The organism is Polaribacter staleyi (assembly GCF_038024045.1).
Classification (GTDB): domain Bacteria; phylum Bacteroidota; class Bacteroidia; order Flavobacteriales; family Flavobacteriaceae; genus Polaribacter; species Polaribacter butkevichii.
Genome location: NZ_CP150665.1, coordinates 522,952 through 543,971, shown reverse-complemented (window position 1 = coordinate 543,971; position 21,020 = coordinate 522,952). Strand labels below are relative to the sequence as shown.

Annotated in this window: 23 protein-coding genes; 12 read left to right on the top strand and 11 right to left on the bottom strand. The window is 30.6% G+C overall.

The features are described 5' to 3' along the window. Positions 1-15: 15 nt before the first annotated feature. From ppgK to WHD07_RS02060, 9 genes are all read right to left on the bottom strand, one after another. Entirely contained in the window at positions 16-762 is a 747-nt protein-coding gene (ppgK, locus tag WHD07_RS02100; protein ID WP_343329859.1) for a polyphosphate--glucose phosphotransferase, read from the bottom strand. A 3-nt stretch (positions 763-765) separates the two neighbouring features. After that, a complete protein-coding gene (locus tag WHD07_RS02095) occupies positions 766-1,563 on the bottom strand; it encodes an RNA methyltransferase (protein ID WP_343329858.1) in 798 nt (265 codons plus the stop codon). Positions 1,564-1,875: 312 nt separating this feature from the next. Then, positions 1,876-2,682 carry a type 1 glutamine amidotransferase domain-containing protein gene (locus tag WHD07_RS02090; RefSeq protein ID WP_211296706.1) on the bottom strand — a complete coding sequence of 269 codons (807 nt, stop codon included), beginning with the start codon at positions 2,680-2,682 and terminating at the stop codon, positions 1,876-1,878. An 8-nt stretch (positions 2,683-2,690) separates the two neighbouring features. Further along, entirely contained in the window at positions 2,691-3,851 is a 1,161-nt protein-coding gene (locus WHD07_RS02085) for an iron-containing alcohol dehydrogenase (RefSeq protein WP_105048671.1), read from the bottom strand. 13 nt (positions 3,852-3,864) lie between these two features. After that, positions 3,865-4,863: an NADP-dependent oxidoreductase gene (locus WHD07_RS02080; protein WP_343329857.1), complete on the bottom strand. Its 999-nt coding sequence runs from the start codon at positions 4,861-4,863 to the stop codon at positions 3,865-3,867. 7 nt (positions 4,864-4,870) lie between these two features. After that, positions 4,871-5,503 (bottom strand): nitroreductase family protein, encoded by a 633-nt coding sequence (locus WHD07_RS02075; protein WP_343329856.1) that lies wholly within the window; start codon positions 5,501-5,503, stop codon positions 4,871-4,873. 10 nt (positions 5,504-5,513) lie between these two features. Next, positions 5,514-6,179, bottom strand: coding sequence for an NAD(P)H-binding protein (locus WHD07_RS02070; RefSeq protein ID WP_343329855.1), 666 nt, complete (start codon positions 6,177-6,179; stop codon positions 5,514-5,516). Between the two features lies 1 nt (position 6,180). Further along, positions 6,181-6,765 (bottom strand): TetR/AcrR family transcriptional regulator, encoded by a 585-nt coding sequence (locus WHD07_RS02065; RefSeq protein ID WP_343329854.1) that lies wholly within the window; start codon positions 6,763-6,765, stop codon positions 6,181-6,183. Continuing rightward, positions 6,765-7,130, bottom strand: a complete 366-nt coding sequence (locus WHD07_RS02060) for a DoxX family protein (protein WP_343329853.1) — start codon at positions 7,128-7,130, stop codon at positions 6,765-6,767. Before WHD07_RS02060 ends, WHD07_RS02065 begins: the two co-directional genes overlap by 1 nt. 193 nt (positions 7,131-7,323) lie before the next feature. Between WHD07_RS02060 and WHD07_RS02055 the strand changes: the two genes are divergently transcribed. The 7 genes from WHD07_RS02055 to WHD07_RS02025 all read left to right on the top strand — a co-directional run bounded on the left by WHD07_RS02055 (position 7,324) and on the right by WHD07_RS02025 (position 14,460). Next, the gene (locus WHD07_RS02055) at positions 7,324-8,226 is read left to right on the top strand and encodes a helix-turn-helix domain-containing protein (protein ID WP_343329852.1); all 903 of its coding nucleotides are present in this window, start codon (positions 7,324-7,326) and stop codon (positions 8,224-8,226) included. A 159-nt stretch (positions 8,227-8,385) separates the two neighbouring features. Beyond that, on the top strand, positions 8,386-9,195 hold the full coding sequence (locus WHD07_RS02050; RefSeq protein ID WP_343329851.1) for a universal stress protein: 810 nt from the start codon (positions 8,386-8,388) through the stop codon (positions 9,193-9,195). Between the two features lie 228 nt (positions 9,196-9,423). Next, the gene (locus tag WHD07_RS02045; RefSeq protein ID WP_105048663.1) at positions 9,424-9,855 is read left to right on the top strand and encodes an RrF2 family transcriptional regulator; all 432 of its coding nucleotides are present in this window, start codon (positions 9,424-9,426) and stop codon (positions 9,853-9,855) included. Positions 9,856-9,919: 64 nt separating this feature from the next. After that, positions 9,920-10,255 (top strand): cupin domain-containing protein, encoded by a 336-nt coding sequence (locus WHD07_RS02040; protein WP_343329850.1) that lies wholly within the window; start codon positions 9,920-9,922, stop codon positions 10,253-10,255. Positions 10,256-10,275: 20 nt separating this feature from the next. Beyond that, the gene (locus tag WHD07_RS02035; RefSeq protein WP_343329849.1) at positions 10,276-12,495 is read left to right on the top strand and encodes a nitric-oxide reductase large subunit; all 2,220 of its coding nucleotides are present in this window, start codon (positions 10,276-10,278) and stop codon (positions 12,493-12,495) included. Positions 12,496-12,560: 65 nt separating this feature from the next. After that, on the top strand, positions 12,561-12,950 hold the full coding sequence (locus WHD07_RS02030; RefSeq protein ID WP_105048660.1) for a group III truncated hemoglobin: 390 nt from the start codon (positions 12,561-12,563) through the stop codon (positions 12,948-12,950). Between the two features lie 232 nt (positions 12,951-13,182). Further along, on the top strand, positions 13,183-14,460 hold the full coding sequence (locus tag WHD07_RS02025) for a porin (protein WP_343329848.1): 1,278 nt from the start codon (positions 13,183-13,185) through the stop codon (positions 14,458-14,460). 16 nt (positions 14,461-14,476) lie between these two features. On the opposite strand, the gene WHD07_RS02020 is transcribed toward WHD07_RS02025, so the two are convergent. Then, positions 14,477-14,914 carry a TlpA family protein disulfide reductase gene (locus WHD07_RS02020; RefSeq protein ID WP_343329847.1) on the bottom strand — a complete coding sequence of 146 codons (438 nt, stop codon included), beginning with the start codon at positions 14,912-14,914 and terminating at the stop codon, positions 14,477-14,479. Positions 14,915-15,065: 151 nt separating this feature from the next. On the opposite strand from WHD07_RS02020, the gene WHD07_RS02015 reads away from it, so the two are divergent. Together WHD07_RS02015 and WHD07_RS02010 are read left to right on the top strand one after the other, a co-directional pair. Further along, positions 15,066-16,070, top strand: coding sequence for an LLM class flavin-dependent oxidoreductase (locus WHD07_RS02015; RefSeq protein ID WP_343329846.1), 1,005 nt, complete (start codon positions 15,066-15,068; stop codon positions 16,068-16,070). 77 nt (positions 16,071-16,147) lie between these two features. Beyond that, positions 16,148-16,927 carry a patatin-like phospholipase family protein gene (locus WHD07_RS02010; protein ID WP_105048656.1) on the top strand — a complete coding sequence of 260 codons (780 nt, stop codon included), beginning with the start codon at positions 16,148-16,150 and terminating at the stop codon, positions 16,925-16,927. A 347-nt stretch (positions 16,928-17,274) separates the two neighbouring features. Here WHD07_RS02010 and WHD07_RS02005 read toward each other — a convergent pair whose 3' ends face one another. After that, complete coding sequence (locus WHD07_RS02005) at positions 17,275-17,508, bottom strand: hypothetical protein (protein WP_343329845.1); 234 nt, start codon at positions 17,506-17,508, stop codon at positions 17,275-17,277. 216 nt (positions 17,509-17,724) lie between these two features. Here WHD07_RS02005 and WHD07_RS02000 point away from each other — a divergent pair, with 216 nt between their 5' ends. From WHD07_RS02000 to WHD07_RS01990, 3 genes are read left to right on the top strand one after another with little or no spacing between them, the layout of a single operon-like run. Beyond that, on the top strand, positions 17,725-19,056 hold the full coding sequence (locus WHD07_RS02000; RefSeq protein ID WP_343329844.1) for a TolC family protein: 1,332 nt from the start codon (positions 17,725-17,727) through the stop codon (positions 19,054-19,056). A gap of 11 nt (positions 19,057-19,067) precedes the next feature. Beyond that, a complete protein-coding gene (locus tag WHD07_RS01995; RefSeq protein ID WP_343329843.1) occupies positions 19,068-20,270 on the top strand; it encodes an efflux RND transporter periplasmic adaptor subunit in 1,203 nt (400 codons plus the stop codon). A gap of 6 nt (positions 20,271-20,276) precedes the next feature. Beyond that, positions 20,277-21,020, top strand: a complete 744-nt coding sequence (locus tag WHD07_RS01990) for an ABC transporter ATP-binding protein (protein ID WP_343329842.1) — start codon at positions 20,277-20,279, stop codon at positions 21,018-21,020.

The window sequence follows — 21,020 nt, the reverse complement described above, 5'->3', positions numbered from 1 at the left end:
ATAGAAATACCTATTTTATTTTTTATGTTCTTTACTCGCGTAAATTGCAGCTCCAATAATACCCGCATTGTTTTTATATTCCGCTACTTTAACCTTTACTTCGGTTTGTAAATGTTCTTTAAAACCGTCATATCTTTTGCTAATACCTCCACCTAAAACAATTAAACTAGGTGTGTAAACAATTCTAATATATTCTAATAAAGAATCGAATCTTATTGCCCAATCTTTTAATTTTAAGTTCTCTTTTTTTCTTACCGAATCTGCTGTATGAAATTCAATTATTTCACCATTTGTATGCAACATTTTACCTATTTCTAAATTAGGAATTAAGTTACCGTTAAAAAATAAACCAGAACCTATTCCGGTACCAATGGTAATCATAATAACAACACCTTTTTCTTTTTTAGCAGCTCCTAAACTTACCTCAGCTAAACCTGCCAAATCTGCATCGTTACTAACATAAAAAGGTAATTTACATTCTTTTCTAAATAATTTATCTACTTTTAGGTCTAACCATTTTTCACTTAAATTTCCTGGATGAATACATTTACCATTTACAATTGTGGTTGGAAAACTACAACCTACAGCCTTTTTCCAGTTAAAAAAAACGATCATTTGGTTTATAACCTTTGCAACAGCTTCTGGAGTTGCAGGTTTTGGAGTGTCTATTCTATGTCTTTCAGAAAGTAATTCTCCTGTTTTGGTGTTTACAATTGCGGCTTTAATTCCAGACCCACCTATATCAATTCCTAATACTTTCATTCTTTATAACTTAAAATTTCTTTGTCTTTTTGCTTCAAACAGAATAATTGCAGCAGAAACAGAAACATTCATAGAATCTATTTGTCCTTGCATGGGAATATTTATATTTTGAGAAGCAGCTTCTCTCCAAATTTCTGTTAAACCAGTAGCTTCTGTACCCACAACTATTGCAGTACTTTTTGTGTAATTTTCTTGATGATATTCATTAGAATTTTGCAAAGTAGCAGCATAAATATCAATATTTTTTTCTTGAAGAAACGCAATTATTTCTTCGGATGTGCCTACCGCAATTTGATTGGTAAAAACACAACCAACACTAGATCTTATAATATTGGCATTGTACAAATCGCTTTTAGGATTTGCTATAAAAACAGCATCAATATTTGCAGCATCGGCAGTTCTTAGTAAAGCACCAATATTTCCAGGTTTTTCAACACCTTCTGTAACTAAAATTAGTGGGTTTTTGGTTTTAAATTGAATATTTTTTAAGGAGAAGTCTTTTGCTTTTGTAACGGCTATAATGCCTTCTGTAGAATCTCTGTAAGCCAGTTTTTGATAGACTTCTTTAGAAATTAAAATTCTATTTACATTGGCGTTAAAAAGGTGTAAAATTTCATTCTCTGAAATTAAATCAGGATTAAAAAGAATGGTATCAAACTCATAATTAGCAGAAATTGCTAATGTAATTTCTCGTTTTCCTTCAATAATAAAGAGTTCCTGTTTTTTTCGTTCACGAGCTTTATCTTGCAGTTTTAGCAAGTTTTTTACGTACGGATTTTGGATACTAGTTATTTCTTTCATTAGTACAAATATACCTAATTATAGGTATTGACTAAGTAGTAAATTATAACAATATTTGTAGCTTAATAAACCAAATTATTAATTTTAGAGTATTAAATGTATTTTAATTAAATTTTCTATGAAAAGGAAAGATAAAAACAGGTTTATTATAAATTATTTTTGATAAAAAGGCTCGCTAATAGTGAGTCTTTTTTGTTTACTTATACGGAAATTTTGCTAACTATAACAAAATATACAAAACGTTTTATAATTAAAAAAAGGTTGTCTTTTTACAGACAACCTTTTACATAAAACCAAACTAAAACTAACTAATTATTTTAAACTTTCTAATAGTTTTTCTGCAACTAATTCTGATGAAGCAGGATTTTGACCTGTAATTAAATTACCATCTTGTACAGCATACGGAGCCCAGTTTTCTCCATTAGAATAAAAAGCACCACTTTCTATTAACATGTCTTCTAATAATAACGGTACAACTTCTGTTAAACCAACGGCAGCTTCTTCTTTATTAGAAAAACCAGTTATTTTTTTACCTTTTACCAATGCTTTTCCTTCTGCATTTTTTACATCTCTTAATACTGCAGGAGCATGACATACAAATGCAATAGGTTTTGCTTGAGTATTAAATTTTTCGATTAATGCAACAGACACTTTATCATTGGTTAAATCCCATAAAGGCCCATGACCACCAGGATAAAAAACAGCGTCAAAATCATCTGGATTCATATCTGCTAATACTTTTGTGTTGGCAATTTTAGATTTAGCATCAGCATCATTATTATAACGATCTGTAGCTGCTGTAGCTGCATCTGGTGCATCACTACTTGGGTCTATTGGTGCAGCACCACCTTTTGGTGTTGCAATAGTAATGTTGGCTCCTTTATCTAATAAAGTGTAATATGGAGTAGCAAATTCTTCTACCCAAAATCCTGTTTTTTTTCCGGTATCACCTAACTTATCGTGAGATGTTAATACAAATAATATATTCATTTTTTTATCTTTTTTAATTGTTGATTTTACTTCTAAAACTTTTTTAGAAGTTGTTTCTTTTTTTACATCCTTACAACCCGAGGCTGTAATAATAGTAAGTGTTAAAGCTATTATTTTTGTAATTTTCATACTTAAAATTAGTAAGACATTTTTACAATTTCTTTTACTTTATCTGGAGACAAGTTTTGGTGTTCACCTAAACCTAACCAACCACGATCTGTAAAACGTTTTGCTATTTCTTCTGCAGTTCCTTCATAATCATCTGTGTAATTAGATAATTTGGTGTCTATACCTAATTTATGAAAAAAGTCTACTGTTTTTTCTATAGCATCGTAAGCTTTATCGTCTTTACTTCCTTTTTTAATTTTCCAAACACGATCTGCATATCGAGCTAATTTTGCTTTTTTAGTATCAAAATTATACTTGTAATGACTAGGAGCAATAATTGCTAAAGTACGCGCGTGGTCTATACCAAATAAAGCGGTAAGTTCATGTCCCATTGCGTGAACAGCCCAATCTGTTGGTACCCCTTTTTGTATTAATCCATTTAAAGCCATTGTACAACTCCACATAAAATTAGCAGCAGCTTTATAATTTGTAGGGTCTTTTAAAACCTTAGGAGCAACTTTAATTAACGTTTGTAAAATACTTTCTGCAAAACGATCTTGTAACATAGCACCTACTGGGTAAGTCATGTATTGTTCTAAAACGTGCGTAAAAGCATCTGCAATTCCGTTTGCCAATTGACGTTTTGGAATAGAAGCAATAACTTGTGGGTCTAGAATAGAAAACTGAGGAAATAGACCTGGACCCCCCATTGCTAATTTTTCTTTAGTTTCTCTTCTTGTAATTACTGCACCAGAATTCATTTCAGATCCTGTAGCTGGTAATGTTAACACCGTACCAAATGGCATTCCTTTTTCTGTTCTAATATTTTTGGTTAAAATATCCCAAGGAGTTTCTCCATCAAACACAGCTGCTGCAGATAAAAATTTGGTTCCGTCTATTACAGAACCTCCACCTACGGCTAATAAATAGGTGATATTTTCTTCTTTAACCACTTTTAAAGCTTCCATTAAAGTTGCGTATTCTGGGTTTGCAGGGATTCCTCCAAACTCTACAAGTTCAATATTTGCTAAGGCTTTTTTTACCTGATCGTAAATTCCGTTTTTCTTGATACTTCCGCCACCATACAATAATAATACTTTGGCATTTTTAGGTATTTCTGTTTCTAATTGTTTAATTGTGTCCTTTCCAAAAATAATTTTGGTTGGGTTTTTAAATTCAAAATTGTTCATCTTCTTTTCTTTTTTAAATTTTAACGATCATTTTTCCTTTGTTTTTACCTTCAAATAAATCGATAAAAGCATTGGGTATATTATCAAAACCATCTACTATGGTTTCTGTATATGTTAATTTTCCTTCTAATAACCAGGTAGATAATTGTTTCATTGCTTCAGGAAATTTATCCGCATAATTAGAAACAATAAACCCTTGCATTAAAGCACTGTTTTTAACTAAAAAAGGTTGTACGCTTAAACTTGTAGGTAATTCTGTTTTGTTATAAACAGAGATTGCACCACAGATAATAATTCTAGCAAAACGGTTGATATTGAAAAATACGGCATCAGATATTGGTCCGCCAACATTATCAAAATAAATATCTACACCATTTGGCGCTAATTTTTTAATATCAGCATTAACGTCTTTACTTGTGTTGTAATTGATACCAGCATCAAAACCAAATTTAGTTTTAAGCATTGCAATTTTTTCATCAGTACCTGCAATACCAATTACATTAAGTCCCATTATTTTAGCTATTTGCCCAACAATAGAACCAACAGCACCAGCAGCACCAGAAACTACAATGGTTTCTCCCGCAACAGGTTTCCCTATTTGATTTAAACCTAAATAGGCTGTTAAACCAGTCATTCCTAAAACACCTAAATAAGTACTTAAAGGAGCTTTAGAACCATCAACTTTTAAAAGACCTTCGCCATTAGAAACTTGTTGTGTTTGCCAATTTAACATTCCAGAAACAAAATCACCTTCTTTAAAATTCTCGTTTTTAGAAGCAATAACTTTAGCAATAATACCAGATTGTACTGGTTTATTCAATTCAAAAGAAGGAACATACGATTTTGCAGCACTCATTCTTCCTCTTAAATAAGGATCAACAGAAACGTAAGCTGTTTCTAAAAGAATTTCTCCTTTCTTAATTTCGATTTCTGTATTGTCTGTTAAGAATTCAAAATTAGAAACAGTAGGTTTCCCTTCGGGTCTATTGTTTAATAATATTGTTTTATTCATATTATTTTTATTCTATAACGGTTACTAAATCTGTCATTGGTTTTCTAACTTTTACTAAGTTTACCAACCAATCTTTATCTTCTGCTCTATAACCAATTGGTAATAAAACTGCACTACGTAAACCTTTTTCACGCAGACCTAAAATTTCATCTACAGCGTTTGCATCAAAACCTTCTAATGGAGTTGCATCTACACCTTCATAAGCAGCAGCTGTAATAGCATTTGCAAAAGCAATATAGGCTTGTTTTGCAGCATGATTAAAGTTTTCTTCTGCATCTTTTTGAGGATACATGCCTAATAACATTTGGCGGTAAGCTTCCCAACCTTCGTTTTTAAAACCACGAATTTCGTTTGTTAAATCGAACATATAATTAATACGATCTTCCGTATAAGTATCCCAAGCAGCAAAAACAAGTAGGTGAGAACAGTCTGTTATTACAGATTGATTCCAAGCTACTGGTTTAATTTTTTCTTTAATATCTTGATTTTTAATGACAAAAATTTCAAACGGTTGTAAACCACTTGATGTTGGCGATAAACGTGCAGCTTCTAAGATACGTTCTATTTTATCTTCAGAAACTTTCTCTCCATTCATTGCTTTAGCAGCATATCTCCAGTTTAATTTATCTAATAATTCCATCTATTTAATTTTAATTGTTTATTGAAATTTGTTTTATATCGTTTGAGGGAATAATTACCTCGGTATTACTTTTATTGTTTGCTAAAAGGATCATTGCCTTTGCAATACTTTCAGCATTTATTATCTGATACTTTTTTAGTTTTCCTATAAATAATGGTTGAATGATTTTAAAAACCACTAAACCAATTTTTTCTAAGAACCGTTGCTCTTTTCGTTCTCCATCAATTAAAGAAGGTCTTAAAATAAAGGTGTTTTTAATGTTTTGCTGTAAAACACTTTGTTCCATTTCTCCTTTTGTTTTGTTATAAAAAACAGTACTATTTTTATTGGCTCCCATGGCAGAAATCACTATAAAAGTGGGGATGTTGTTATCTTTAGCTAATTTTGCTGCAGCTACAGGAATTCCATAATCTATCTTTTTATAAAGCGTTCTATCTGGTGTTTTTTTAGCAGTAGAGCCAATACAACAGTATACTTCGTCTGCTTTAAAATCGTCTTTAAATTGTTCTAAATTTAAAAGATCACCTGTAAATTGAATCACTTTTTTAGGTAGTCCTTCTATTTTAGAACGAGAAAACAGTTTTATGCTTTTGTATCGTTCATCTTCTATTAATTTTTGAAGAATATTGTTACCTGTTAAGCCGGTTGCACCTAGTATAATAGCCGTTTTTTTCATTCTATTTACTGACTTTTATACTGTTCCAAGCAGATTGATAGGCTTCTTCTAAATGCGTTTGATCTAACTTAAAAGAACCTCTTTTTTCTGCCATCATTAAAAAAGATAAAGGATTGATTGCATAAGCATACAATAAATATTCTGACATAGGTTTTATAATGCCCTCTTTTTTACCTTTAATCCAAAGGTCGAGTAGGGGTTGTAAATGTTTAATTCCCTCTTGTCTACTTGGTTCATCAATCATTGGTGTATTGTCACATTGAGCTAAAAACATAGCGTTTTCACACTCCTTTAATTTAAAGTTTGCAATGCGATTCCAAATTAATTTAAAGCCTTCTTCTATGGGCATATTAGCATCATAAGTTTCAAAAGCATAATCTGTATATCTTGCTTTTACTTCTATGTATGTTTTGTTTACCAAATCTTGTTTGTTTTCAAAATACAAGTAAATGGTTGCAGGAGAAACGTTAGCCATTTTAGCAATTTTACTCATAGGTGTTGCATGAAAACCGTTATTGTTTACCAACTCTATAGTTGCTTTTATTAAAGCGTTTCTTTTATCGATACTTTTTTGAAGTTTTGCCATTACTTATTTTTTTGAAATTTATAGGCCAAAGCAATTAATATAAACTGTATTGGTAATCTTATAACAGCCGCTTTATGGCTACCAATAGCTGGTGTATCTGTAAACACATCCCAAATATGAATCGGTAAAAACAGTAACATCAAAATTAAAATTCCGATTGCAGCTAACTTTGTATATTTTGGTATTATTAAAAATACCCCTAAAAGTATTTCTACAATTCCGGATGCATAAATTATAAAGCTTTTAAATGGTAAAAAATCAGGAACAAACACTGAAAAAAAATCAGGTTTTATAAAATGTTGACTCCCTGCATATATCATAAATAAAGCGAACACGATACGTAAAAGATTCCAAAAATGTTTCATTACTTTGTTTTAGACTACAAAGATATGAATAAAAATGAATGTTCATTCTTTTTTAACAAATCTTTATATTTATACTATTATAAGATTAAATGATACCACACGTTATTAACTAATTAAAAAGGGGAGAGGCAATAAATAAGATCATAAAATGATAAATAGGTATCTTTGATATCTAATTTATAGATTTTCTTAAGTGCAAACACCTTTTATTAAAAATTATACCATTAACGATATTGTTGATCTACTTGGAGACAAACCACAAAAAGATAGTGATTTGCACATTCATTTGTCTAAAAATAATTTTGATGAAACCCCTTTTATAGAACCCTTTAGAGCTGGTAATTATACTTTTTTATTGATACTTAAAGGTACTTTTAAAGTACAATTAAATTTAATTACACATATACTGCAAGCTGGTGAGATGATTACTATAAAACCTCAAACGGTTTTACAGATTGTTGAAACGAGTCATAATTTAGAAATTATAGGCGTTAGTTTTACCATAGATTTTATTTTTAAAATACTTTTAAATAAAAACGAATTTAAAGGTGTCGATTTTTTAACAGCTAATAGTTATCCTAAGTTAAAATTAACAAAAGAAGAAGAAGCTACTTCTGTACTGCTCTCTAAATTATTAGCAAAAAACAATGATGCAGATACTACTGATATGCCTTATAGAAATGAAATTATTATGCATTCTTTTGGTTTGTTGTTATATCATTACGGAGCAATTTTTAAAAGGGAACACCCTAATTTAGATGCACATTTATCTAGACAACAAGAAATAACACTTCGTTTTTTAAAAAAATTAAATGATCATTTTAAAAATGAGCGTTCTGTAAAATTTTATGCAGATAGTATGTTTTTAACACCAGGGCATTTATCTAAAGTATTAAAAGATGTTTCGGGTAAAACTGCTGGTCAATTAATAGATGATGCCGTTATTATGGAAGCTAAATTGCTTTTAAGTAACCCTTTATTAAGTATTTCTCAAATAGCAAATGAATTAAAGTTTAGCGATCAATCTTTTTTTGGTAAATATTTTAAGAAAAATACAGGATTATCACCCTCTAAATTTAGAAAAATTACTTCTTAACTTTTTAATAATTTAGATTTTTTTATTCAGAGAATACCAATATCAATAAGATAGCACTGTTTTTTATTATCATCGATTTAGACCAATATATCCTTTTTTTAGACTACTGTTTAGTGGGGTATATTTTTTACCTTTGATACAAACTAAAGATACTAAATTATGAGTATTATCGTAGCCACCAATTTTTCTAAGTTATCTGAAAATGCAGTTTTATATGCAGCGGCATTAGCCCAAGAATTTAATACTAAATTAGTGTTATTTAACACCTTTAGATTACCTGTGCATGTTGCAAACAGTAGATTGCCTGCATCTTCTGTAGATCATTTTTTTCAAATAAATAAAAACAAATTAAAAGAAAACGCTTTAAAAATAAGCAAAGAATTTAATATAGAAGTAGCCTATAAAAGCAGTTATACCAATTTAGAGGAAGAAGTAGATTCTTTAATGAAATTGTATGAGGCGCGTTTTATTGTTATTGGTATGTCTCCTAAATCTTTAGAACAAAATTTACTTGGCAATCCTACAACTACCTTAATTAGTATGAAAGAATTTCCGGTATTGGCAATTCCTCTTTGTGCTAAGTTTAAGGGGATTAAAAACATCCTTTTTGCCTGTGATTTACTAGAAGGTGTTCCGTTAAAAACGTTGGCAAAATTACGTCAGGTTTCTCTTAGTTTAAACGCAATTGTAACTGTTTTTTATGTTGATAAAAAAGTAGAAGAGTTGCAAACAGAAATTAATGCTAATTTAGATAAAGAATTAGAAGACGTTACTCTTTTGTATAAAAATGTAAAATCGAATTCGGTTATAGATGCCATAGAAGCAGAAGTAAAAAAGTCGAATTCAGATCTTTTAGTAATGATGCCCAAAAGGTATGGTTTCTGGGAATCTATCCTTCATAAAAGTAAAACAAGAATGATGGCTTCTGGCTTAAATATTCCTTTACTTTCAATACCTATTAAAAAATAAGTTTTTAAAATTAATCCGTTATTTAGACCAATATTAGTAAGTGTCTATATATTAATTTTACTATTTTTTTTGTTTAAAAGCTATCTTCTTGATAGCTTTTTTTGTGTGTATCAGAAATAGGTAAATGTATCCTTTTTATAATGGAATTATATTCTAAATAATAATAAAGGATAAATTTGTCCGTTATAAAAAATGTAATATATTTGCGTTATTAAATAAAATAATAATATGTTTTCAAAAACTTGTGAATACGGTCTTAGAGCAGTGCTTTTTATTGCAGAACAGAGTTCTGATAATAAGAAGGTGAGTATGAGTACTATATCACAAGAAATTAATTCGCCACAAGCTTTTACAGCTAAAATTTTACAACAACTTACAAGAAACAAGGTTGTAAAATCTGTTAAAGGTCCTTATGGAGGCTTTACCATTGAAGCAGAAAAAATGGATACTAAATTAAGTGAAATTGTTAGTATTTTAGATGGAGATGCTATTTATGTGGGCTGTGGTTTAGGACTTAAACAATGTGACGCAAATTCACCTTGTCCGCTACATTTTAAGTTTGTTGATATTAGAAATAATTTAAAAAACATGTTAGAAAACACTTCTATAAAATCTATTCTTAATGATATGACTTTAGAAGGATTTATTTTAAAACGCTAAAATTTATCACAATAAAAGATATAAAGGTCTTTTAGTTCTTTATACCTTAATTAAAACAAAAATTATGAAACCAGCATCTTTAACAGAAAATCTTATCTACGGAGAAGATAAACCAACAGTAACCGTATTACTAAAAACAGCAACCACAAAAGAAATAAGAATCCTTATGAAAAAAGGACAACAAATGAAAGAACACAAAGCTCCGTTTCCTATTGTTATAGAATTATTTGAAGGAAGTATAGATTTTGGAGTAACAGGAGAAAAACAAGTATTAAAAAGAGGAGATCTAATTGAGTTAGACGCAAATGTTCCGCATGATTTATACTGTAAAGAAGATTGTATTATTAGACTTACAGTTTCAGTTGCAGACAGTGTACAAAGAGTAAAAGACGTAGTATAATTTATAATAATAACAGAGAGATGAAAAAAGTTTGGATCGCATTTGCTAGTGTAGTAACCCTTTCCTTTATAGTACTTATATGGGTAGGTACAGAGGTATATCAAACACAACCACCTATACCAGAAACCGTTATCGTACAAGAAACCGGAGAAATATTTTTAACCAAAGCAGACATACAAATTGGTCAGAATGTTTGGGAATCTATTGGAGGAATGGAAGTAGGTTCTATTTGGGGACATGGTAGTTATGTTGCACCAGATTGGTCTGCAGATTGGATACATAAAGAAGCCGTATTTATGTTGAATGCCTGGGCAAAAAAAGATTTTAATTCAACCTATGAAGATTTAGGTGTAGAAAATAAAGCTGCTTTAAAAGCACGTTTAATTAAAAATATTAAAACAAATACTTACAATGCTAAAACAGGAAGCATCACTATTTCTAAAGATCGTTATGCTGCTATTTTAGAGAATTATAAGCATTATACAGATATTTTTTCTAACGGACATGAAAAGTATGCAATTCCTAAAGGAGCTTTAGAAGACACCACTAAATTAGCACAATTAAATGCTTTTTTATTCTGGACTTCTTGGGCAGCAAGTACTAACAGACCAGAAAAAGAGTATACCTATACTTCTAATTGGCCGTTTGAACCATTAATTGATAATACAATTACGCCAGATTCTCAAATATGGTCAGGATTTTCTATAATACTTTTATTATTGTTTATTGGAGGATTAACTTATTACTACATTCGTAATCACGAAAAAGGTGAAGCAGTAAAGCACCCAGATAAAGATCCTTTAGATACTTTAATCTTAACGAGATCTCAAAGAGCCGTTTTAAAATATTTTATTGTAATCTCATTATTAATAGCCTTACAAGTAGTTTTAGGAGCTTTAACAGTACACTATACGGTAGAAGGACAAGCATTTTTTGGTTTTGATTTATCTAGTTTTCTTCCATATTCAATTACAAGAACTTGGCACACACAATTGGCTGTATTTTGGATTGCAGCAACATGGTTAGCAACAGGATTATTTTTAGCACCAATGATTAGTGGTAAAGAAATGAAGTTTCAAATTTTCGGAATCAATTTTCTTTTTATCGCTTTATTAATTATTGTATTAGGTTCTATGATGGGCGAGTGGTTAGGTGTACATCAATTTTTAGATTTAACTACCAATTTCTTCTTTGGTCATCAAGGATATGAATACATGGATTTAGGTAGATTCTGGCAAATATTTTTAGGTATTGGTTTGGTTTTATGGGGTCTTATGGTGGGTAGACACGTGGTGTATGCAATTAAGAAAAATGATGATTCTAAACACTTATTAATCATATTATTGATTTCTGTAATTGCCATAGGTATGTTTTTCTTCTCAGGATTAATGTACGGAGAAAACAGTAGCTTACCTGTAATTAATTATTGGAGATGGTGGTTGGTACACCTTTGGGTAGAAGGTTTCTTTGAAGTTTTTGCAACCGTTATTATTGCATTTATTTTCTTAAGAATGAAAATTTTATCAGCAAAAACAGCTGGAAAAGCATCGATAGCTTCTGCAACGATCTTTTTAGCAGGTGGAATTATTGGAACTTTACACCACTTATATTATTCTGGTACACCTGTGCAAGCAATTGCTTTAGGGGCTACATTTAGTGCTTTAGAGGTTGTACCGTTAACTTTAATGGGATTTGAGATTCGTGAAAATTGGAATCTTTTAAAATCTAATGAATGGATGCAAAAATACAAATGGCCAATATTTTTCTTTATTGCTGTTGCATTTTGGAACATGGTAGGTGCAGGAGTATTTGGTTTCTTAATTAACCCACCAATTGCATTGTATTATATTCAAGGTTTAAATACCACAGCAGTACATGCGCATACCGCTTTATTTGGTGTGTACGGTTTATTAGGAATGGGCTTTATTATTATCTGTTTACGTTTTTATTCAGACAGGGTTTGGAGTTCTGTAAAACTAAAAAGAGCTTTTTGGTTGTTAAATATTGGTTTAGTTGCCATGGTGTTTTTAAGTATGTTACCTGTAGGTTTAATACAAGCGTATACATCAATTACAAAAGGATATTCTTTTGCTAGAGATGCCGAATTATTGTATTCTCCAACAGTACAAACGTTTAAATGGATGCGTATGATTGGTGATGTTATATTCTCTGGTGGTATCTTTTACTTCTGTTGGTTTACCGTACAAGAAACTATTTATTGCATCAAAAAGAAAAATTAAGTTTAAATGTATAAATAATCCGCACAAGCTGAATTTTGGTTTGTGCGGATTTAATATTTTATAAAATGAAAGAAATAGAAAATAGAGAAGATATTTACGTATTGGTTACTACTTTTTATGATGCTATTAGAAAAAATGACCTTTTAGGCCCTATTTTTAATCATCATTTAAGTAAAGAGCAATGGCCACCTCACTTAGAAAAATTAACTGATTTTTGGGTAACAGCCTTATTAGGTGATGTTTGTTTTAAAGGAAGCCCTAGCAAAGCGCATTTAAAAGTAGATAAGTTTCTAAATCATACTATGAGTCAAGTTCACTTTGGCAAATGGTTAGAAATTTGGTTTACTACCATAGATTCTTTATACGAAGGAGAGGTTGCTCAAAGAGCCAAAGATGCTTCTAGAAGAATGGCTACAGGGCAATATTTATATGTTTTTAAAAATAGAGAGTCTTAAAATAGTTTCTTATTGTAAAATTATTTTTTATTCTAAATAAGAATTGTATCCATAAAATGATTGTCTTCACTTTTTTAAGCAATTGTATATATTTAAAAAGTCGAATTAATAATTCTACAAAAAAGCGTAACGTGATAAATGTCAGTAAGTATTTTTTAGAGTTGCTTTAGTTTCGCGTTTAGAAATATATTTGTTGATTTCATATAAATGATCGTCAGTTAAACAAAACCCAATGATAAATACAAAACATCTTCTTGTTATTTTAATTTTTATATCAAGTTTTAGTCATGCGCAAAGTAATAAGCTAAAACTAAACTTAGATGAAACAGGTAAAACCTATATAAAAGCTTCTCTTAGAATGCAACTATGGGCTAGATATATGGATACCAATCCTGGTACAACCATAAATAATGAAGCTGCTAATAATGTTTTTGATGTTTCTCTAAGAAGAGTTAGAATGGGCCTTTCGGCACAATTAACGCCTAAATTATATGTATATTCTTTGTTTGGCGGAAATAATATGAATAGTAAATCTGAAAAAGATTTTAAGTTTGGTGTTTTAGATCTATATGCAGAATTCGAGTTTGCAAAGGTATTTGCTTTAGGTGTTGGAGAGTCTGGTTGGGAAGGTTTAAATAGATGGAATGTAAGAAGTAGTGTTACTTTAATGTCTGTTGATGCGCCTCTTTTTTCTTTATTAACGGTAAACAAAAATGATGATATTGCTCGTACTTTAGGTATTTGGGCCAAAGGGCAAATACATAAATTCGATTATGTTATAGCTTTAAAAGATCCTATTCAATATGGTGTAGCTGCAACGGAAGGCAAAGTAGATTATGCTAAAAATAAACCTAGAAAAAGAATTTCTGGTTATGTAAAATATGAGTTTTTAGATAATGAAAGTAACAAATCTGCTTATAGCGGAGGCGCAGGAACTTATTTAGGTACAAAGAATATTTTAAACTTAGGAGCTGGTTTTATGAATCAACCTAAAATGACTTCTCAGCTTGTAAATGGTATCGAAAAATATTACGATTTTAAAAATTGGGCAGTAGATGTATTTTATGATGCTCCTTTAAATAAAGAAAAAGGAACGGCAATTACCACGTATTTGGGCTATAATCATAATGATTTTGGTCCTAATTATATTAGAAACGTGGGTGCTAATGATATTACTTCTGGCGGAACTTCTTTTAATGGTAGTGGTAATGATTTTCCGATGATGGGTACCGGAAACACTACCTTTTTTCAATTAGGATATTTACTAGCAAAGGGTAAAAAAAGTTATCAATTACAACCTAATATTGCTATACAATATTCAGATTTTGAAGCGTTAGATGATGCCATGGTGGTGTATGATTTAGGAATAAATTGTTTCTTTAAAGGACACGGTAATAAATTAAGTTTAGGTTATCAAAACAGACCTGTTTATCAAAACATAAATAATCAAGTAAAAGTAGATGAACGCAAAGGAATGTTTGTGTTGCAATATCAAATAATAGTAAACTAAATACAGTAACAGTAACTTATTTATCAACCAAACTTTCTAGCGCATAAAATAACCGATTTGCAGCGTTTTCTTGCGACCCGAAAATAGAACGATATAATTCTCCTTTTTCAGTAATTAATAGCCACTGTGGCGTTCCTTCTGCTTTAAATTGATCGTAAACTTTGTGGTTTTTATCAATATAAATAGGAAAAGGATTCTCGCCACTCGTAAAAATACTTTTAATATTCTTTTTATTTCCTTCTCTGTTTATAAAATCGGCATGAATACCAGCCACTTGAATTGATGGATATTTCTGTTGAAAATCATAAGCCAACGGAATGGCACGTCCTGTACACCCCAAACAATCGTTGTTATAAATAATCAATAGTAAAACTTTATTTTTATAAGCAGTCATTAAATCTACCGGAACTTCATCTAAATCTAAAACAGGTATTGATTTTATAAAACTATGCATCTATATTTTTGGCTTTTAGAGTGATATACAAATTTAAGGTTTCGTTGTTTATTATTAACAAAATATTACCTTAAAAACGTACTGCTTTCTGTAATTTTGTTAGTGTAAAAAAGACTTTATATTTCTCATATAATTATTGATTAAAAGTATTATGAAAACTCAAAATACAGCGTATTCTATTTTAGATCTTGCCTTGGTTTCTAAATATCATACTTTAAAAGAAACCTTTAATAATGTATTAGAATTGGCACAAAATGCCGAAACATTTGGGTACACACGTTACTGGTTGGCAGAACATCATAATTCTACAAATATTGGTAGTATTGCTACTTCCATTTTAATTGGGTATGCTGCACAAGGCACTAAAACGCTTCGTATTGGTTCTGGAGGCGTTATGTTACCCAATCATTCTCCTTTAATTGTTGCAGAACAATTTGGTACATTAGGTACTTTGTATCCCAATAGAATAGATTTAGGTTTGGGTAGAGCACCCGGAACAGACAGAGAAACTGCGCAAGCCATACGATCGGACTTTATGGAAGCGGCACAATCTTTTCCGCAGGAAATAGAAAAGATTCAAACGTATTTTTCAGTAGAAAATAAAGATGCAAAAGTACGTGCTACCGTTGCAGAAGGAGTAGACGTGCCACTTTATATTTTAGGCTCTAGTACAGATAGTGCACATTTAGCGGCCAAAAAAGGATTGCCTTATGCATTTGCGAGTCATTTTGCAACCGCCCATTTGTGGGATGCTTTGGCTATTTATCGTAAAGAATTTAAACCTTCGGATGTTTTACAAAAACCGTACACCATTGTAGGTGTAAATATTATTATTGCAGATACTGATGAAGAGGCTGCTAATTTATCTACCTCATTAATTCGGATGATTGTTGGTTTATTTACGGGTAAACGAGATTTTGTGCAACCACCTACAGAAATGACGGAATATTATAAAGAGATATTACAAAATCCGCAGGTACATCAAATGCTTAAATATTCTTTTATAGGAAGTAAAGCAACCGTAAAAGCACAAGTAAAAGAGTTTTTAGAACAAACCGAAGCAGATGAATTGATTGCAGTAACTAATATTTATGATATAAAAGATAGAGTACATTCTTATGAGTTATTTGCAGAAATAATGAAAGAGTTAAATTAATTTTTTTGACTAATAATAGTTTTCGATTTTTTTAAGAAGTATATTTACCTGTGTTTTAGAGATTAAAAAAGAATCTAGTGCTTAAAAATAACAGTGCCAAACTTTATAAATTAAATGTAAAAACACCTGTAAATTTAGTTTTATCAGGCGGAGGCATTAAATGTGCCGCACATTTGGCATTGATAGAAAAGATAGAAGAATTGGGTTTAAAAATTAATGCAATTTCTGGGAGTAGTGGTGGCGCTTTGGTAGCCTCTTTATATGCTTCTGGGATTTCTACGCAAGAAATTTTAGAGATTTTTAAAAGAACGAGTCTTTTTAAGTTTTCTTTTTTAAGCATTACAAAAGCAGGGCTTTTTGACACTTTTTTATTTAAATCGATTATTGAAAACAAGATAAAAAATAAATTTAGCGATTTAGAAATTCCTATTTATGTAGCTGCTTCTAACATGCAAAGTGGTAAACCTCGTTACTTTAGTAAAGGTAAATTATTAAAACCAGTGTTGGCATCTTGTGCTATTCCTGGTATTTTTAGCCCTATCATCATCAATAAAACTTTGTATTCTGATGGAGGAATTTTAGATAATTTTCCAATGAAACCATTTCAAAAATCAGAATTTCCAATTATTGGTAGTTATGTAGGAGAACCTGATGTAAAAACACCCCAACAACTAAATACAACCTTAAAAGTAATTGCACATGCATCTTATTTAAAAGCACATGCAGCAGAAAATTTTAAGTTTGCAAATACAAAAGTTACTATTAGTTTTCCGTTGTCTGAGTATTCTGGATTGGATAATAAAGATTCAGAGAAAATTTACAACCTAGGAAAAGAGTATTTGAATACAACCTTGTAATGTTGTAATCTATAAAATTATGATAAAGGATGTATTAAAAAGGACTTTATTTTGTTCGTTTTATTTTTATAGGATTTTGACGAGTATCGAAAATGTCAGTTATTTTTATAAATCCATTTTCCTTGTCAACAGAATAAATTAGTTTGTAGTTTTTAAAAACTAAATATCGATATTCTATTTTTCGCTATTTTAAGTATTCTTCTACTTGTCCAATTTTCGGTGATTCTATTAACTTTTTGGATTCGTTAATAAGTTCTTTTAAAAGTTACCAGCTTTAGTTACATAATATTCATAGATTTCGTCAAGTTGCATTTCTGCAAATTCAGACCAAATAATTTTAAATTTCATTATTCGTATTTCTCTAAAAGTTCAGAACTGCTTTTAAATCGATTATTTTTAAAATCAGACTCTGATTGGTCAATTCGTTTATTAAGTTCTGCTTCAGACATTGGTTCAAATATTCTTTGTTCCGAATTATCTTTTTCTTTTCTTAACATTTTTTCGAGACGAGAAATAACATCTTCACTTTGAAGTTTTAAAAATTCTTGTACAAATTCTATTTTTCGAGCTTCTAAATTCATTTTATTGTACTTTTTATCAAAGGTACAAAATTTTCAATTTAATTTTTTCGTTTGTTGCTTAGATGATCTTTAAGGAAATGGTATTTGTAGTATCATAAAATCCCCATCCATAAAAAAACGGCTTTCGTATAGTCAATTCCCGCAAACGTCTATTTCATTCTTATAAGATTGTATATAATTTCACCTTTGAAGTGTTAATTTAAAACACTGATAAAAATGAAATTATATATACTCATAGCAGGCTTATTATTTGTGCAGTTTTCTTTTGCACAAGAGGCTGCTATTACCGCAACTCATAAAATATGGTCTTTACAAGACTGTATAGATTATGCGTTAGAAAATAATATTACGGTTAAGGACGCAGCGCTTACTAAAAATATTGCCAAAATAGACTATAACAAAGCTAAATCAGCCAGATTACCTAATGTTTTTGGAAGTGCTTCACAGAGTTTTTCTAGTGGTAATACCATAGACCCAATTACAAGTAATTATGTAACAGATCAAATACATAGTACTAATGTTGGTATAAATAGTTCTATGACGTTATTTCAAGGAAACCAATTGACCAATCAAATTAAACAAAATAAAATTTTATTTGATAAAAGTGTTTTTGAAGAGGAAGTAGAAAAAAATAACATTGTTTTAAATATTTTAGAAACCTATTTACAAACATTGTATAGCAAAGAAAGTATTGCCATTGCACAAAACAACTTATCTGCATCAGAACAAGAAGTTTTAAGAGCAAAGTCTCGTTTAGATGCTGGTACCATTGCTTTAAGCGATTATACCGAAGCTCAAAGTCAGGCTGCAACCAATAAATACAATGTTATTTCGGCTAAAAAAGATTATAACCAATACATCATTGCATTAAAACAGTTACTAGAATTATCACCAATAGAAGATTTAGAGATTGAAACTATTAATGAAAATATGGATTTGGTAAATCTAGAGTTAAACAAAGTTGATGTATATCAAAAAGCCTTAGGAATTTTACCAGAAATACAATCTAGTAATTTAAATATAGAAGCAAGTAAGAAAGAATTAGATATTGCAAAAGGAGGCTTTTTACCAACATTAGCCTTGTCTGGGAGTTTAGGTTCTGGGTATACGAGTATTAATGATAACACGTTTTCAGATCAGTTTGATGTGAATTTTAATCAAAAAATAGGCTTGTCTTTAAACATCCCCATATTTAATAGAAATCAAACCAAATTGGCAGTAAAAACGGCTTCTATCAATATAGAAAAAGCAGAAATACAAAAGTTAGCAACAGAAAAAGAAGTTTATAAAAAAGTTGAAACTGCCTATCAAAATGCAATTTCTGCACAAGAGCAAGTTATTGCCGCAGAAGCCTCTAAAATAGCGGCGGAACAATCTTATAAACTGGCACAAAAAAAATACGAATTAGGCGCTTTAAGTACTACAGATTTAGTAGTGAGTCAAAATACATATACCAATGCCCAACAAAACTATTTACAATCTAAATACTTAAATATTTTATACCATCAATTATTACAATTTTATCAAGGAAACGATATCAAACTTTAATTAAAAACATCATGAAAAAAAATAAAAACTTAATCATCATTAGCCTTGTAGTTATTGTACTAGCTATTGTAGGATACTCTTTTATCAATAGCGATGATGCTATTGTTATAGAAGCAAAAACAGTAGTCGCTAAAAAAGAAAATGTAACTACTATGGTTACTGCAACAGGTACTATAGAACCAATAACACAAGTAGAAGTAGGGACACAGGTATCTGGAGTTGTAGAAAAAATATATGTAGATTATAACAGCGTTGTTAAGGAAGGTCAGTTAATTGCAGAGTTGGACAAAACCAATTTAAATGCCTCTAAAACTCAAGCACAAGCAGCGTATGACAATGCGGTAAGTCAAAGAAATTACTTAAAAACGATATATGACAGACAAAAAAGTTTATACAATAATCAGGTAATTAGTAAAGCAGATTTTGACGAAGCAACTTACAATTATCAAACTGCAAAAGGAACAGTAACACAACGTTACTCTGATTTGCAACAAGCAAAAACCAATTTAGGATATGCAAATATATATTCGCCAATAGACGGCGTTGTATTGTCTAGAGCTATTGATGAAGGGCAAACTGTTGCAGCAAGTTTAAGTACACCAACGCTATTTACCATTGCACAAGATTTAAAAGAAATGCAAGTAGAAGCAGATGTAGATGAAGCAGATATTGGGCAAGTTAAAGAAGGGCAAAGAGTAGAATTTACTGTAGATGCTTACCTTGGAGAAACTTTTGAAGGTGTTGTAACACAAGTAAGACTAGACCCAACTGTTACTTCAAATGTAGTAACGTATACGGTTGTAATTAAAGCAGATAATCCAGATTTAAAACTAAAACCAGGTTTAACAGCAACCATTTCTATTTTTACTTTAGAGTTAAAAGATGTATTAACCGCAGAAGCAAAAGCCATTAACTTTAAACCAGAAAGAGAAATCTTAGCAACGTATAATTTACAACATCAATTAGAAGCAAATAACAATAAATTATCTAAATCGGAAACAACACTTTGGGTATTGGAAAATAACGGAGCCATTACTAAAAAAGTAGTAAGTCTCGGTGCAAGTGATGGCGTACATGTGCAATTATTAAGCGGAGTGTCTGAAGGAGATAAACTTGTGTATAGTTTAAGCGGAATTAGCAAAGCAGCATCAAAAAAAGAAGGAACTAACGAAAGTCCGTTTATGCCACAACGTCCCGGAGGGAAGAAAAAATAAAGAGCCATGAGTAAAGAAATCATTAAAATAGAAGATTTAAAACGTGAGTTTACCATGGGAACCGAAACAGTGCATGCACTTGGAGGAATCTCATTTACCATAAAAGAAGGCGAATTTGTTACAATTATGGGATCTAGTGGTTCTGGTAAAAGTACTATGTTAAATATCTTAGGGTGTTTAGACCAGCCAACTTCTGGTATTTATGAGATTGATGGGGTAAAAGTGAAAGATTTATCTAGAAACGAATTGGCAACCATTAGAAATGAAAAAATAGGTTTTATTTTTCAATCCTACAATTTATTGGCAAGAACATCTGCCATAGAAAACGTAGAGTTGCCGTTATTATACAATAGTAAAGTTTCTACAGAAGAACGAAGAGAGCGTGCTATAAAAGCTTTAGAAATGGTGGGGTTAGGAGATAGAATGGATCATACACCAGCGCAACTTTCTGGAGGACAACAACAGCGTGTTGCCATTGCTAGATCTTTGGTAAATAACCCAGTAATGATTCTTGCAGATGAAGCTACAGGAAACCTAGACACAAGAACTTCTTATGAAATTATGTCCTTATTTCAAGAGTTGAATAAACAAGGTATCACCATTACTTTTGTAACACATGAGCCAGATATTGCCACTTTTAGTAACAGAACTATTGTACTAAAAGACGGACATGTTATTAAAGATTATCAAAATGATAATATTCAATCTGCAGCAGTAGAATTAGCTAAATTACCTAAACAAGACGATTAA